The following is a 14762-nucleotide window of genomic DNA, read 5'->3' on the forward strand; positions in this document are numbered from 1 at the left end:
GCGGGTATGGAGGATGTGATGAGTTTCAAGGCTGCCGCCATTCAGATGCGCTCCGGCGTCGATCCGGCAAGAAACGCCGCCGATATGGAACGGCTGGTGCGTGCGGCTGCGGCCGAGGGCGCCGTTTATGTGCAGACCCCGGAAATGACGGGCGCAATCCAGAAGGACAGGCAGGCGCTGCGTGCGCAACTGCGTGATGACGATGGCGATATCATCGTTGCGACGGCCGCGCGTCTTGCTCGCGAACTCGGCATTCATGTCCATGTCGGCTCCACGGCCATTGCCCGCCCGGATGGCAAGATCGCCAATCGCGGTTTTCTCTTCGCGCCGGATGGTTCGCGCATCTGCAGCTACGACAAAATCCATATGTTCGATGTCGATCTCGACAATGGTGAAAGCTGGCGCGAAAGCGCTGCCTATCAACCCGGCGAAGTGGCGCGTATCGCCGAACTTCCGTTGGGGAAATTCGGCTTCGCAATCTGCTACGACGTCCGTTTTCCGCAGCTTTTCCGCGCGGAAGCGCTGGCAGGTGCGGAGGTTCTGACCGTTCCGGCGGCTTTCACCCGACAGACGGGGGAGGCGCATTGGGAAATCCTGCTGCGTGCCCGCGCCATCGAAAACGGCGCTTTCGTCATCGCCGCCGCGCAGGCCGGCGTGCATGAGGACGGGCGGGAGACCTTTGGCCATTCCATCATCATCGACCCATGGGGCAAGGTTCTGGCCGTTGCCGGCGGCGCCGGAGAGGAAATCATCTTCGCCGACATCGACACGTCACTCGTTGCCGCTGCGCGTGGCAAGATTCCCAATCTGCGCAATGCCCGCGAGTTCGGTCTGGACACGGTTACTCCCCTGAAACCTGCCGGAGGTGAAGCGGCGTGATCCGTTATGCGCTGGCCTGTGAAAAGGGCCATGAGTTCGAAGGCTGGTTTGCCGGCAGCGACGATTTCGACGGTCAGTTGCAGCGCGGTTTCCTGTCCTGTCCGGTCTGCAATTCCGTGCAGGTCTCCAAGCTGTTGATGGCTCCTTCCGTTTCCACCGCCCGCAAGAAAGACGAACGCCAGACGCTGGCCATGGATACCGCCCGAAAAGAGGCGCTTGCGAAAATCCGCGAGGCCGTTGCCAATATCCGCGCCAATGCGGAAGATGTCGGCGATAAATTTCCGGAAGAAGCCCGCAAGATCCACTATGGCGAAGCGGATGAGCGCGGCATCATCGGCAATGCCTCGGCGCAGGACGCCAAGGCATTGCTGGACGAGGGTATCGAGATCGCGCCGCTGCCGGTGCTGCCCGACGACGTCAACTGAACTTCTTTAGGACGACCTCACGCAAATAGCGTCCGGGGTTTAGCCCTGCGCCGGCCGCTTCGCCAGCATCATGTAGTTGACGTCCATATCCGGCGAAAGATTCCAGCGATCCTGCAACACGTTGTAGAAGACGCCGGTGCGGTGGATGATATCCATGCCGCTCGCCACCAGCGGCCGCTCGAGCTCTTCCGGGCGAACGAGCTTTTCATATTGGTGCGTGCCGCGCGGCAGCCAGCGCAGCACGTTTTCGGCGGCGAAAATCGCCAGTGCCCGGGCTTTGAGCGTGCGGTTGATGGTGGCGGCGAACATCAGGCCGCCGGGGCGCACCATTTTCGCGCAGGTGGTGACGAAGAGATCGACATTGGCCACATGCTCGACCACCTCCATGTTAAGGATGACGTCGAAGGTTTCGCCGGCTTCCTGCAACTGCTCGGCAGTCACGGCGCGGTAGTCGATGCTGACCCCGCTTTCGCGGGCATGGGTGGAGGCGATGCCGATATTCTTTTCCGAGGGATCGGCGCCCACCACATCCGCACCCATGCGTGCAACGGGTTCGGAGAGAAGGCCGCCGCCGCAGCCGATATCCAATATGCGCAGCCCTTCCAGCGGGCGGTGCGCCTTCGGGTCGCGGCCGAAATTTTCGCAGATGCGGTTGCGGATATATTCGAGCCGCACCGGATTGAACTTGTGCAGCGGGCGGAACTTGCCGGTCGGGCTCCACCACTCCGCAGCCATCGCGGAGAAGCGATCCACTTCGCTCTGGTCGACGGTCGTCTGTGCGGTTTCGCTCATGGTTCTGCTCCATATTGCTGTTGCATTGAAGTCGGATGATTGCCCCCCGAAGTCAAGACCGGCGGTCCATTCCGGCGGCGATTTATCGGGCGCTGATTGCCGCAGGTGGAACTGATTGGATGCCTCATTTGTTTCATGCTGCGTTCATGCAGAACCGCGTATTTTCCGGTCGTGGCAGTATGTGGAACGCATACTCGTCCATCGAACATGGTGGATGCCGACAAGGGCAAAGCGGGCCTTTGCTTGAGGAGAAAGAAGTGAAGAAAAAACTGTTTGGCGCAATTGCGCTGGTGGCCATGCTCGCCGCACCGGCACTTGCCGAAGCTGCGACGCGGGGTTTCGCCACCGCGAATGTGAATATGCGCTCCGGCCCGAGCACGGCTTATCCGGCCGTCGTGGTTATCCCGAATGGCGCGCCGCTCACCGTGCACGGCTGCCTTTCCGATACGCCGTGGTGCGATGTTTCCTTCGTGGGCGGTCGCGGCTGGGTGGCCGGGCGTTATATCGCCACGACCTACCGGCAGAACCGGGTCTATGTCGAACCGCGTTATTACCGCGATCTCGGCGTGCCGGTGATCACCTTCGAAGTCGGCCGTTATTGGGACCGCTATTATCGCGACCGCGACTTTTACCGCGAGCGCGACCGCTGGCGCCGTCCGCCGCCGTCCGGCGGTTACTGGAACGCCGCGCCTCCGCCGCCCCGCGCTGACTGGGATCGCCCGCGTCCGCGTGACGAGTGGCGTGACCCCCGCCAGGGTGGTGGCCCGAATGACGGGCGCTGGGAACGTCGTTACGGCGACTGGAACCAGGGTGACAGAAATCAGGACAGGCCGCGTCGCGACGACGACCGCCGCCGCTTCGAAGATGAAAACCGCGACCGCAATCGCGATGGCCAGCAGAACCAGGATGAAGGCCAGCGTCGCCCAGAGCGTCGCCAATGGGATGACCCGCGCCGTGCGCCTGCTTCGGAAAATTTCCGCGATGGCTGCCGGATCGGCGATCCGGGTTGTGACCCGCGCTAAACAGACAAAGCCCGGCATGATTGTCGGGCTTTTTCATTTATGGCTTCAGCTTGGCTTTACGAGCCGTTATTTCGCGGCGGCAGCCTTGCGGGCACGGGCTTTGGGTTTTGCCGGGGCTTGCGCATCCGGTGCGGCTTCTGCAGCAGCGGCCTTGGGAGCGGCCTTCTTGCGCGTTGCGGGTTTCGTCGCTTCCGATGTCTTCAGCAGCGAAAATTCATGCTTAGCCTGTTCCCAATGGTGCGCGTCGCGCCCATGGGGGTGGCCTTCCTTTTCCCAGAGTGTATATGCCCGTTTACTGATCCATTCGTGTTCCGAAACCTGCATGCTCGTCTCCCGTTGCTGTTTACAGCGCCTATGAGAAGGCGACATTCCGCTTTGGTCCGGCACACGCTCGACAGGAATCAATGCCGGCATTTCCAGAACCCATTACATGCCATGATTTTCCGGGCGTCAAGCAAACATGCTGCATTGCGAAAACGGATTTCTGGCATTTTCTGCCCGTTAAAGCGGTTTGAGCGAAAGACGTTCCCGCAGAACAAGATCAACGTTGCGTGATCGCGCCAGGGCCGCCAAGATGGCCGGATGAATGGGCAGCGGAGGAGGCGGTCTTGGAACAGAGAACGGAAGCGGATGCGCAGGTCATCGTCGAAAAACGGGGAGGGGCAGGCATCATTCGCCTCAACCGCCCGAAGGCCATCAACAGCCTGACCTTGCCGATGGTGCGCGACCTGTTTCAGGCGCTTCAGCGTTTCGAAGAGGATGCCGATATTTCCTGTGTGGTGCTGACCGGAGAAGGCGACAGGGGGCTTTGCGCCGGGGGCGATGTCCGCATCATTCACGATCTCGGCAAGGCGGGCGACCCGCAGGTGCTTGATTTCTGGCGGGAAGAATTTCCGCTCAACTATCGCATTGCCCGCTTCGGCAAACCCTACATCGCGCTGATGGACGGCATCGTCATGGGCGGCGGTGTCGGCATTTCAGCCCATGGCAGCCACCGCATCGTCACGGAACGCACAAAACTCGCCATGCCGGAAACCGGCATCGGTTACTTCCCGGATGTCGGCGGCTCCTGGCTTTTGCCACGGGCGCCGGGCGAATGCGGCATCTGGCTGGGGTTGACGGGCAACGCCGTTACCGCTGCCAATGCCATTTATGCCGGTTTTGCCGATTATCTTGTTCCTTCGGACCGTCTCGACGGGTTGGTCCAAGACCTGTCGCAAGCTGCGGATATAGACAGCATCGAGATGGTGATTGCGGCACACGCCGTCGAGGCCGGTGAAGACGTTTTATCCATAAATCGGGATATCATCGACGCGACATTCCGTTTCGACACGGTCGAGGAGATTTTCGCCGCGCTTTCGGCGCGCCAGGATGCGTTTTCGCGCGAGACCCTCGAGGTTCTGCAAAAACGCTCTCCCACCAGTCTGAAACTGACCCTGAAGCTGCTACGCCTCGGCCGGGAAAGCGCGAGCCTCATCGAATGCCTGGAGCGGGAATTTGCCGCCGGTAGGGAAATATTGCGGCAGCATGATTTTTACGAAGGCGTGCGTGCGGCGCTGGTCGACAAGGACCGCAATCCCCGCTGGCAACCGGCACGGCTGGAGGAGGTGAGGGAGGAGGACATTGCGCCTTATTTTGCCGCGCATTCCGGCAATCTGTTTCCCGATCATCGTCTTTAGGTCGGCGCAAAAGAAATCCGGCTTCTTGTCGTATATGAAATCATCGCCTTTGGAGCCGATATTCTTTGGGTGAAATTTCCAATCCGCGCGCCCGGAAAGCATGGCTGTTTCTCGCGGGCGTTGCCGCCGCCCGCTATGTTGAGCACCATTCGAATTGCCGGGGGTATTCATGAAACGTCTTCTCATTATCGGTACTGCCATTGCCGCTCTTTTTGCAGGTGCGGCGCAGGCGCAGTCTCCGACTACCATTCTCAACGCATCCTACGATGTCGCCCGCGAAGTTTTCGCGGCCGAGAACGAGGCGTTCATCAAGCTGCATCCGGGCGTCACCGTCGACCAGTCGCATGCCGGCACTTCCAAGCAGGCGCGCGCCATCGTCGAGGGTCTGGAAGCCGATGTCGTCACCTTCAATCAGGTCACCGATGTCGATTTTCTGGTGAAGCAGGGCTTCGTTTCCGCCGACTGGAAGAAGGATTTTGCGAACGACGCATCGCCCTTCTATTCCTTCCCGTCCTTCCTCGTGCGCGCCGGCAATCCCAAGGGTATCAAGGACTGGGACGATCTTGCCCGCGACGATGTGAAGATCGTTTTCCCAAATCCGAAGACCTCGGGTAACGCCCGTTACACCTATCTCGCCGCCACGGCTTACGCCAAGGAGAAGTTCAACGGCGACGACGCGAAGGTTCAGGCATTCGTCAAGAAAATCTTCGACAATACGCCGGTGTTCGACACCGGAGGCCGCGCCGCCACCACCACCTTCGTTGAGCGTGAAATCGGCGACGTGCTGATCACCTTCGAAGCCGAGACGCGCGGCATCGCCAAGCAATATGGCGCAGACAAGGTGGAAGGCGTCGTGCCCTCCGTCAGCCTGCTGGCCGAATTCCCGGTGGCCGTGGTGGACAAGGTCGTCGACAAGCGCGGCTCGCGCGATCTGGCGAAGAGCTATCTCGACTTCCTCTATACCGAGGAAGGCCAGCGCATCGCCGCCGAATTCGGCCACCGCGTCCACAATGAAAAGGTCGTCGGCGAATTCAAGGACAAGTTCCCGGCCATTCGCCTCGTCAACGTCGATGATGTCTTCGGCGGCTGGGACAAAATCCAGAAAGAGCATTTTGCATCCGGCGCGACGCTTGATACGCTTTACGGCAGCCGTTAATCACAGCGATACGCAATAGGTAAAAGACCCGGCGGGAAACCGCCGGGTCGCTTTTTGATGAATGGGGGGCGGGGTTTGAAGCGGAATGTTCTGCCGGGGCTGAAATTGTCCCTTGGCGTTACCCTGACTTACGTTGCCATCATCGTGCTTCTGCCGCTCTCGGCGCTGGTGTTCAAGGCGGCAAGCCTCGGCCCTGCCGAATATTGGTCGATCATCTCCTCGCCGCGCGCCGTGGCCAGTTATCGTGTTACCGTGCTCTGCGCGCTCGCCGCCACGCTGTTCAACGTCATCTTCGGGCTGGCGCTCGCCTGGGTGCTGACGCGTTACCGTTTTCCCGGCTGGCGCATCGTCGACGCCATCGTCGATCTGCCTTTTGCGCTTCCGACCGCCGTTGCCGGCATTGCGCTGACGACACTGTTTGCGGGCAATGGCTGGTTCGGCTCGGTGCTTTCGCAATTCGGCATCAAGGTGGCTTACACGCCGCTCGGCATCATGGTGGCGATGGCCTTTACCAGCCTGCCCTTCATCGTGCGCACGGTGCAGCCGGTGCTGGAAGACCTCGATCCGGCACTTGAGGAAGCGGCACAATCGCTCGGCGGTTCCGATCTCGAAATTTTCCGCAAGATCATCCTGCCGCTGTTGACGCCAGCGTTGCTCGCCGGTCTGTCGCTGTCCTTCGCCCGCAGCCTCGGCGAATTCGGGGCGATCATCTTCATCGCCGGTAACCAGCCGTTTTCGACGGAAATCACGGCGCTGCTGATCTTCATCCGGCTGGAGGAATATGATTATCAGGCGGCGGCCGCCATCGCCTCCGTGCTGCTCATCACCGCCTTCGTGATGCTGGCGGTGACCAATTATCTGCAGGCGCGTGCGCTTCGTTATACGGTGAGGGGCTGAGAGATGAGCGCCGTTTCGTCACATCGCAAACCGCCACGCGTCGGCGACGCGCCTCTCGTTCGCCGCTGCCTGATTTCTTTCGTGCTGGTCATCGGCGCCCTGTTGGTCCTCGCGCCGCTTATCATCATCGGCGTCGAGGCCTTTTCGCAAGGCTGGAAGGCCTATACGGCCACCATCACCCATCCCGATACCCGCCACGCCATCATGCTGACGGTGCTGACGGCGCTGATCGCCGTGCCGGTCAATACGGCCTTCGGTGTTGCGGCCGCATGGGCGATCACCAAGTTCGATTTCCCGGGCCGGCGCTTCCTGCTGGTGCTGATCGAGATACCCTTCTCCATCTCGCCCATCGTCGCCGGTGTCGCCTATCTCTTCGTTTACGGCCTGCAGGGGCTTTTCGGCCCGTTCCTCGATGCGCATGACATCAAGATACTTTTTGCGCTGCCCGGCATCGTCATCGCCTCGATGTTCGTCACCGCGCCTTTCGTGGCGAGGGAACTTATCCCGCTGATGCAGGCGCAGGGCTGCGATCTGGAGGAGGCGGCGACCTCGCTTGGCGCCTCCGGCTGGCGCACCTTCTTTTCGGTCACCTTGCCGAATATCAAATGGGCGCTGCTTTACGGCGTCGTGCTGTGCAACGCCCGCGTGATGGGTGAATTCGGCGCGGTATCGGTCGTATCGGGCAATATTCGCGGCCAGACCAATACGCTGCCGCTGCATATCGAGCTGCTTTACCACGATTACCAGACGGCCGGCGCTTTTGCCTCGGCCTCGATCCTCGCCACCCTCGCCGTCGTCACCATCATCGCCAAGGTGGCGCTGGAACGGCGCGGCGCCGGACGCGGGGCCAAGAAGACCAACGGCGATGCTGCCATCGCCACGGAGACCTGATTCCCATGAAAATCCGCCTCGAAAATGTGGTGAAGACCTTCGATACCTTCCGCGCCGTGCGCGATGTTTCGCTGGATATCGAAAGCGGCGAGCTGCTGGCGCTGCTCGGTCCCTCAGGTTCCGGCAAGACCACGATTTTGCGCATGGTTGCCGGTCTCGAATATAGCGATGGCGGCCGTATCTTTTTCGGCGAAGAGGATGCTACCAATATTCCGGTGCGGGACCGCGGCGTCGGTTTCGTGTTCCAGCATTACGCGCTCTTTCCGCATATGACCCTGCATCAAAACATCGCTTTCGGCATGAAGGTTTCGAAGGTGAAGCGGGACAAGGCGGCAATCGATGCCCGCGTCGAAGAGCTTCTGCGGCTGGTGAAGCTCGATGGCCTGGGCGACCGTTTTCCGGCGCAGATCTCCGGTGGCCAACGGCAGCGCGTGGCGCTGGCGCGTGCGCTTTCGGTCGATCCAAAGGTGCTTCTGCTCGATGAGCCCTTCGGGGCGCTGGACGCCAATGTGCGCCGCGACCTGCGCCGCTGGCTGCGCGAGATTCACGATTCGCTCGGCATCACCACGATTTTCGTGACGCATGACCAGGAAGAGGCGCTTGATCTTGCCGACCGCGTGGTCATTCTCAATCAGGGCGAGATCGTACAGCAGGGCACACCGAAGGAGGTCTGCCGCCAGCCGAACAGCGCCTTCGTCATGCGCTTTCTGGGCGATGCCAACCGGGTGTCCGGCGTGGCGCGCGGCGGCAAGGTCTATGTCGGCGACAACGAGCTGCCTTTCTCCTACGCTCAAGGCGATGGCGCGGTGGACATCTATGCCCGCCCCGGCGATCTGGAGTGGGAAGATCTGCATGAGGGCATTCCGGCCTCGGTGGCGCGGGTTCTCGACCGCGCGGGCGAGCGCCGGGTGATCGCCAGCACCGATGGCGGCGACCTTCTGGAATTCGACGTGCCGCCGGAAAACGATGTCGCCGCCGGAGACCGCGGTTCCGTCATCATCCGCCGGGCGAAGATTTTCCCGGCGGCGTGAGCCGCTATCAGCCCAGAAGCTCGAAGGCGCTTTCTGCCACAAGCTTGCCGTTGATCGTCAGGTCGACCCTGTGAAGGCCGGGATAGTGTTTGCGGGTCGTGAAATCACGTATGGCGCGGCTGATCGACAGCGCGCATGTCTCGCCGGGCTGAAGTTCGATCTCTCTCCACTTGAAGACTTTCGCGGAGGCGTCGCCGCTCTTCTTCACGTAATGCACGGCGTAGTCGATCACCAGTTTCTGCGGCCGTTTCGCCGTCGAGGTGAAGGAGGCTGAAATCCGCACCGGATTGCCGAGTGCGACTTTGTCCGGCGTAACCTGAAATGCCGCAAGGGAAATTTCCGCTTCCTCATGTGCGCCAAGATGGGCAAGTGCCGCGGCATCGCCCTTCTTGATCAATGTGCGCAGGGCCTGCCGCGTGATCCAGCGTGTGTGCGGATTGTCCTTCGGCCATGTATCGATCAGCGCCAGCACGAAAGCGGGATTGTCCTTGGTGATGTCGTTCAGATGATTGGCGACGGATTTGCGCACATAAAGCGCCTCGTCGGCTTTCATCGTGTCGAGGATTGCTGTCACCGGTGAGGGATCGTCGATGAGAGGTTTGAGCTGGAACGACCATGGCAGGCGGGGCCGGCAGCCTTCGCTCGCCAGCCGCCGCACATGTTCGTTCTCGTGTCGCGACCATGTTTCCATCACGGCGAGGGTGGCGCCTAAGTCCTTTTGCAAAAAATGACGGATGGCAAATTCAGAGGAGCCGAAGCGGGTGAAATAATGCAGCGCTTCCATGGAAAGATCGAAATCATCGAGGCCGTAGAGCGCCACATATTCCGGAAGCGAAATGGAGGCGAAACCGTTGCCGATGCCCGGCGCTGCGGCGGTCAGGATTTCGATGTTGCGGGTATAGTCGCCGGGAAGTGTCGCATGCAGGCTCGTCGCCACCTGCCGCATGCGCTGCATAATGCCCAGCGCTTCAAGGTTTTCGGTGGCGAGCGCCATGAAGGCGGAAACGTCAAATGGCGGATGAACGGCCTTGGTCTCATCGGCGATATGCCGCAGTTTCTCGCGGTTGAAGATTTCCTTCAGTGCCGGTGCCGCCGCGTCGCTCATGTCGCCCCTCAAGGTTCACTTTTTGTTCTTTTAGGACAGAAGGAGGCTATACGCAAGAAGGCTGAGCAACGATCGGAGGTGAGAATGGATCGAGCGAGCGCGACTTTCGCCTTCTCCCCGAGGGGGAGAAGGTCGCGGCAGCGGGATGAGGGGCGAGCGTAGCGATATGCGGAGAGCTCGCCCCCTCATCTGCCCTTCGGGCATCTTCTCCCCGGCGGGGAGAAGAAATTTCGGAACACTCAGCTCATCTGGCTGACGAATTTGGTCTCCAGATAGGCCTGAACCGCTTCCGAGCCGCCTTCCGTGCCATAACCGGAATCCTTGATGCCGCCGAAGGGGACTTCCGGAAGCGCAAGGCCGTTGTGGTTGATGGTCAGCATGCCGGCCTCGACCTGTTGGCCGAGCGCGTGGGCGGTTTTGACCGAGCCGGTGAAGGCATAGGATGCAAGGCCGAAGGGCAGGCGGTTCGCCTCGGTGATGGCGTCATCGAAACTCGAGAAGCGGTTGATGATGGCGACCGGGCCGAAGGGTTCGTCATTCATGATTTTGGCGGTGGTCGGCACATTGGCGAGAACCGTCGGCTCGAAGAAATTGCCCTTGTTGCCGATGCGGCGGCCGCCGGTCTTCAATTCCGCGCCATGGGAAACGGCGTCGTTGATGAGGCCTTCCAGCGCCGGAATGCGGCGCTCATTGGCGAGCGGCCCCATGATGACGCCGTCTTCCAGCCCGTTGCCGACCTTGATGGCCTTCGTCGCTTCCACGAACCCTTCAAGGAAACGGTCGGCCACGCCGTCCTGCACGAGGAAGCGGGTGGGGGCGACACAGACCTGGCCGGCATTGCGGAACTTGGCAAGCGAGGTGACTTCGATTGCCTTGTCGATATCGGCGTCGTTAAAGATCATCACCGGCGCATGGCCGCCGAGCTCCATCGTGGCGCGCTTCATGTGCTTGCCGGCAAGTGCGGCCAGATGTTTGCCGATGGGAGTGGAGCCGGTGAAGGAAATCTTGCGGATAACCGGATGCGGGATCAGATATTCCGAAATCTCGGATGGAACGCCGTAAACGAGGCCGATGACGCCCGCCGGCACGCCCGCATCCACGAAGGCGCGGATCAGTTCGGCCGGCGATGCGGGTGTTTCCTCCGGCGCCTTGACGATGATGGAGCAGCCGGTGGCAAGCGCTGCGGAAAGCTTGCGGACGATCTGGTTGATCGGGAAGTTCCACGGTGTAAACGCCGCGACGGGACCGACCGGCAGCTTGATGGCAAGCTGCGAAACGCCGGTTGCGCGCGCCGGAATGACCTGCCCATAGGTGCGGCGTGCTTCTTCCGCGAACCAGTCGATGGTGTCGGCGGCGCCCATGACCTCGGTGCCCGATTGCGCCAGCGGCTTGCCCTGTTCGCGGGTCATGATGTAGGCGATCTTGTCCTTGCGCTCGCGCAGGAGATCGGCCGCCCTGCGCATGATCTTCGAGCGCTCGAAGGGCGAGGTGTCGCGCCACACCTTGAAACCGCGCTCGGCGGCGGCAAGCGCCAGATCGAGGTCTTCCTTCTCGGCATGCGCAATCGCGCCGATGATCTCGTCGGTTGCCGGATCGGACACGGCGATCGTCTTGCCGGAAACGGCGTCTCGCCATTCGCCATCAATGAGAAGTTTGATGTCGGGATAGGTGTGCATAGGGGCTACCTTCATGATGCGGCCGATACGGCGAAATGCCGTCCGGCCCGGAGACGTGAACAGAATTTTCCTGGCCGGACGATATCCGGCATCGCGGCTTTCGCTGCGCGGAACATGTGTCTGGATATTTCCGACGGGGGCTTCTGGAATTGTCGGAAACGGAAACGACAGCCTTTATATTAAGGCCCGGGCGGTATGTTTCAACCGTGCGCTCCGGCAATCGCCATGATTTTTCCGTGACGCAGAATTTGCCATTCGTCATTTCAATCTGGCACGCGGACGGGGCGTTGCTTATCCGGCTGCCTCAGGCGAATCAGATGAAGCTGCGCGACGACGGAAAGGCTCTCGCCACAATTCGGCCTTTGTCGCACCTGACGAATTATCGGGAGGGGTCTCCGGAGCTTGTCGCTTGTGTCATAATGGGACGCGTGGCCTGAAAAAATACAATAAGACGGAAAACTTATCCAAAGGGTTTACTCAAAACCTAGAGAAAATACGGATAAAATCTCACTGAGGATATAACATCCATTCCTGATATATATTGCTAGCGTCGGTTCCCTTGACCTTCAAAGGTTGGTGAAAACCCTCGACCTGAACGTTATCGATGGAGAAAAAGTATGAGTTTCGCCCGGGTACTTCTCAGTGCGTTCTTGTCGCTCGCGTGGCTTTCCTGTGCCGAAGCCGGCGAAATTGCCAAACCGCAAGGAAAACCGATATTAACCATATCCGGAAACATCGCCAATACGAATGGCGAGGGTGCCGCGGTATTTGATCGTGACATGCTGGAAGCGCTCGGCATGGTGACGGTGGAGACGACGACGCCCTGGCATGATGGCCGCGTCCGTTTCGATGGTGTTTCGCTGGCAAAATTGATGGATGTCGTCGGCGCAAAGGGCACCAGCGTCACGGCAGTCGCTCTCAACGATTATGTCAGCACGATACCGATTGAAGATTTTAAGAAATTTAACGTTATTCTGGCGATCAAGCTGGATGGCAATTACATGACAGTTCGCGAAAAAGGCCCGTTGTTCGTCATCTATCCCTATGACAGCGATCCGGAGCTGCAGAAGCAGACCTATTATTCGCGGTCCGCATGGCAAGTTGCCAAACTGATAGTGGAATAAAGGTGCCGTTTGCGAAAACTTGTGGCGGTGATCATCTGTTGCTTCGTCCTGGCAACGGGCTATATCGCTTTCGTCATTGCCGAGCGGCAGACCGCTCTGCAGAAATTCGCCCGCTACAATGACTCCTGGGCCGTCAGCCAGACCGTAGCCGAATATCTGCGCCTCCAGAACAAGCTGGCCGTGTTCGCGCTCAATCCCGGCAAGATCGACCGGGATGAGCTGCAACTGCGCCTGGACATCATGCTGAGCCGCCTTGAGCTTTTGAAGCAGGGCAATCTCGGGGCCTTCATCAATGAAAAACAGCAGTGGCGGGATCTCGTAACCCGCCTCGATGCCGTTCTGGCCCGTCTCGAGCAGCAGGTGAACAACCTCAATCCGGCCGAGGTTCCGGATTTGCTGGCGACGATGAGCGCCCTCGACGCGCCGATGACGACGCTTGCCTCGTCTTCCGTCGCTTATGACGTCAATCTGATCGATACGGCCCATGAGGATGTGCGCAAGCTGCATATCGTTTATACCGCGCTGGCGGGCGGCCTGATCCTGTGCGGTATCGCGCTTGTCATATTGCTGCTTCGCCAGAACGATCTCCTGAACCGTGCGCAGAAAAGCATGCGCGGCCTGACGGACGATCTGCGTGCCGCAACGCTGGAATTGCAGGCGAAGAATGTTCGGCTCGAACACGACGCCTATCATGACGCGCTGACGGGACTGCCGAACCGCGCGCTGTTTCGGCAGGAACTGATCGAGAGGTTGCGCCGATCCTTCGGCGGGACGGGAACGACAGCCATCCTCCTGCTCGATCTCGACGGGTTCAAGGACGTCAACGACACGCTCGGCCACGATGCCGGCGATGCGCTGCTTCAGGCCGTGGCGCAGCGCCTTTCTGGCATCGGCGGCGATTACGACATGGTCTGCCGTCTGGGCGGCGACGAATTTGCCGTCGTCTCCGACGATCTGAACGAGGATGCCGCTCGCCGCCTTGCCACCAAGCTCATCGACCAGATCAGCCGCACCTACCAGCTGGGCGAGCAGGAGGTCAAAATCGGCACCTGCATCGGCATCGCCATATCGCATGGCGCCGTCGATGCGGATGAATTGTTCAAGCGCGCGGATCTGGCGCTTTATGAGGCGAAAGCCATCGGCCCCGGCCGGGCGAGCGTTTTCAAGGTCCGCATGCAGAAGCAGCTGACCGAGAAAAAGTCCTTCGAGGCCGACCTGCAGACCGCGTTGCAGAACGACGAGATGGAAGTCTATTACCAGCCGCAGGTGGCGACGCAGACACGCAAGCTTTGCGGCTTCGAGGCGTTGCTGCGCTGGAAACATCCGGTGCGGGGCGATGTGCCGCCCAGCGTGTTCATTCCCGTGGCGGAAAGAACCGGCCTCATCCATTCGCTCGGAAAATGGGTGATGGAGACCGCTTGCCGCGAGGCGATGGGCTGGGACGAGGACATGAAGGTGGCGGTCAATCTGTCGCCGGTTCAGTTCCACAGCACCAGTCTCATCCAGAACGTCATGGGCGCGCTTGAGAAAAGCGGGCTGGAACCCAGCCGGCTCGAGCTTGAAATCACCGAATCGATCCTGCTCAACAAGAGCGACCAGACGATCAACACGTTGTCGCGGCTGAAGGCCGTCGGCATCCAGATCGCCATGGATGATTTCGGGACAGGTTATTCATCGCTCGCCAATTTGCGCGGCGTGCCCTTCGACAAGATCAAGATCGACCGCTCGTTCCTGCGCGATATCACCAGCGACCGCGACGCGCTGGCGATCGTTGAATTCGTGGTCGGCGTCGGCCGCAGTCTGCGGATGACGACGATTGCGGAAGGTATCGAGACGGAAGAGCAATATGAATGCGTCAGGCGTCTGGGCTGCGATCAGGTTCAGGGATATCTGATCAGCAGACCGTTGCCGGCCAAGGAGCTTGTGGCCTGGAGTTCCGTCTGAGACGCGCCTGTTTTGGCGCCGACCGTATCTTGAATTTTTACCACGTCATGGCGTTGCTTGCGAAAACCGATACCGGTTGCCGCAACGATGCTGTAGAGCATTCCCGGTCGATATGGGATCATTGCGACAAAGCGGCCGGGT

General features: G+C 60.2%; 14 protein-coding genes. 10 read left to right on the top strand and 4 right to left on the bottom strand.

The window, feature by feature from the left end:
- Positions 1-18 precede the first annotated feature (18 nt).
- Both ACQZ5N_RS16685 and ACQZ5N_RS16690 read left to right on the top strand, forming a co-directional pair.
- Complete coding sequence (locus tag ACQZ5N_RS16685) at positions 19-879, top strand: carbon-nitrogen hydrolase family protein (protein ID WP_448733538.1); 861 nt, start codon at positions 19-21, stop codon at positions 877-879.
- Positions 876-1304, top strand: a complete 429-nt coding sequence (locus tag ACQZ5N_RS16690; protein ID WP_448733539.1) for a DUF1178 family protein — start codon at positions 876-878, stop codon at positions 1302-1304. Before ACQZ5N_RS16685 ends, ACQZ5N_RS16690 begins: the two co-directional genes overlap by 4 nt.
- Positions 1305-1343: 39 nt before the next feature.
- Here ACQZ5N_RS16690 and ubiG read toward each other — a convergent pair whose 3' ends face one another.
- Complete coding sequence (ubiG, locus tag ACQZ5N_RS16695) at positions 1344-2096, bottom strand: bifunctional 2-polyprenyl-6-hydroxyphenol methylase/3-demethylubiquinol 3-O-methyltransferase UbiG (protein WP_448733540.1); 753 nt, start codon at positions 2094-2096, stop codon at positions 1344-1346.
- Between the two features lie 257 nt (positions 2097-2353).
- Between ubiG and ACQZ5N_RS16700 the strand changes: the two genes are divergently transcribed.
- Positions 2354-3118: an SH3 domain-containing protein gene (locus tag ACQZ5N_RS16700; protein ID WP_031233675.1), complete on the top strand. Its 765-nt coding sequence runs from the start codon at positions 2354-2356 to the stop codon at positions 3116-3118.
- 66 nt (positions 3119-3184) lie between these two features.
- Here the strand turns inward: ACQZ5N_RS16700 and ACQZ5N_RS16705 are convergent, their stop codons facing one another.
- Entirely contained in the window at positions 3185-3442 is a 258-nt protein-coding gene (locus ACQZ5N_RS16705) for a DUF2934 domain-containing protein (RefSeq protein WP_078053427.1), read from the bottom strand.
- A 284-nt stretch (positions 3443-3726) separates the two neighbouring features.
- Here ACQZ5N_RS16705 and ACQZ5N_RS16710 point away from each other — a divergent pair, with 284 nt between their 5' ends.
- From ACQZ5N_RS16710 to ACQZ5N_RS16730, 5 genes are all read left to right on the top strand, one after another.
- On the top strand, positions 3727-4797 hold the full coding sequence (locus tag ACQZ5N_RS16710; protein ID WP_448733541.1) for an enoyl-CoA hydratase/isomerase family protein: 1071 nt from the start codon (positions 3727-3729) through the stop codon (positions 4795-4797).
- A gap of 169 nt (positions 4798-4966) precedes the next feature.
- Positions 4967-5953, top strand: coding sequence for a thiosulfate ABC transporter substrate-binding protein CysP (gene cysP / locus ACQZ5N_RS16715; RefSeq protein ID WP_035264351.1), 987 nt, complete (start codon positions 4967-4969; stop codon positions 5951-5953).
- A gap of 57 nt (positions 5954-6010) precedes the next feature.
- A complete protein-coding gene (gene cysT, locus ACQZ5N_RS16720) occupies positions 6011-6850 on the top strand; it encodes a sulfate ABC transporter permease subunit CysT (RefSeq protein WP_078053429.1) in 840 nt (279 codons plus the stop codon).
- Between the two features lie 3 nt (positions 6851-6853).
- The gene (gene cysW / locus ACQZ5N_RS16725; RefSeq protein ID WP_448733542.1) at positions 6854-7741 is read left to right on the top strand and encodes a sulfate ABC transporter permease subunit CysW; all 888 of its coding nucleotides are present in this window, start codon (positions 6854-6856) and stop codon (positions 7739-7741) included.
- Between the two features lie 5 nt (positions 7742-7746).
- Positions 7747-8772 (top strand): sulfate/molybdate ABC transporter ATP-binding protein, encoded by a 1026-nt coding sequence (locus ACQZ5N_RS16730; RefSeq protein WP_448733543.1) that lies wholly within the window; start codon positions 7747-7749, stop codon positions 8770-8772.
- A 7-nt stretch (positions 8773-8779) separates the two neighbouring features.
- Here ACQZ5N_RS16730 and ACQZ5N_RS16735 read toward each other — a convergent pair whose 3' ends face one another.
- A complete protein-coding gene (locus ACQZ5N_RS16735) occupies positions 8780-9877 on the bottom strand; it encodes a DNA alkylation repair protein (protein ID WP_448733544.1) in 1098 nt (365 codons plus the stop codon).
- Between the two features lie 239 nt (positions 9878-10116).
- A complete protein-coding gene (locus ACQZ5N_RS16740; protein ID WP_269829648.1) occupies positions 10117-11553 on the bottom strand; it encodes an NAD-dependent succinate-semialdehyde dehydrogenase in 1437 nt (478 codons plus the stop codon).
- Positions 11554-12170: 617 nt separating this feature from the next.
- Between ACQZ5N_RS16740 and ACQZ5N_RS16745 the strand changes: the two genes are divergently transcribed.
- Together ACQZ5N_RS16745 and ACQZ5N_RS16750 are read left to right on the top strand one after the other, a co-directional pair.
- Complete coding sequence (locus ACQZ5N_RS16745) at positions 12171-12677, top strand: putative pterin-binding protein (protein WP_003522565.1); 507 nt, start codon at positions 12171-12173, stop codon at positions 12675-12677.
- A 9-nt stretch (positions 12678-12686) separates the two neighbouring features.
- Positions 12687-14621, top strand: coding sequence for a putative bifunctional diguanylate cyclase/phosphodiesterase (locus ACQZ5N_RS16750; protein ID WP_035262519.1), 1935 nt, complete (start codon positions 12687-12689; stop codon positions 14619-14621).
- The last annotated feature ends 141 nt before the right edge of the window (positions 14622-14762 follow it).

It is taken from the genome of Agrobacterium sp. 22-221-1, assembly GCF_053522445.1.

Coding starts and splice junctions, on each gene's coding strand:
- ACQZ5N_RS16730 (WP_448733543.1), top strand. CDS start 7,747: ATGAAAATCCGCCTCGAAAATGTGGTGAAGACCTTCGATACCTTCCGC.
- ACQZ5N_RS16685 (WP_448733538.1), top strand. CDS start 19: ATGAGTTTCAAGGCTGCCGCCATTCAGATGCGCTCCGGCGTCGATCCG.
- cysW (WP_448733542.1), top strand. CDS start 6,854: ATGAGCGCCGTTTCGTCACATCGCAAACCGCCACGCGTCGGCGACGCG.
- ACQZ5N_RS16745 (WP_003522565.1), top strand. CDS start 12,171: ATGAGTTTCGCCCGGGTACTTCTCAGTGCGTTCTTGTCGCTCGCGTGG.
- ubiG (WP_448733540.1), bottom strand. CDS start 2,096: ATGAGCGAAACCGCACAGACGACCGTCGACCAGAGCGAAGTGGATCGC.
- cysP (WP_035264351.1), top strand. CDS start 4,967: ATGAAACGTCTTCTCATTATCGGTACTGCCATTGCCGCTCTTTTTGCA.
- ACQZ5N_RS16705 (WP_078053427.1), bottom strand. CDS start 3,442: ATGCAGGTTTCGGAACACGAATGGATCAGTAAACGGGCATATACACTC.
- ACQZ5N_RS16735 (WP_448733544.1), bottom strand. CDS start 9,877: ATGAGCGACGCGGCGGCACCGGCACTGAAGGAAATCTTCAACCGCGAG.
- ACQZ5N_RS16740 (WP_269829648.1), bottom strand. CDS start 11,553: ATGCACACCTATCCCGACATCAAACTTCTCATTGATGGCGAATGGCGA.
- cysT (WP_078053429.1), top strand. CDS start 6,011: ATGAATGGGGGGCGGGGTTTGAAGCGGAATGTTCTGCCGGGGCTGAAA.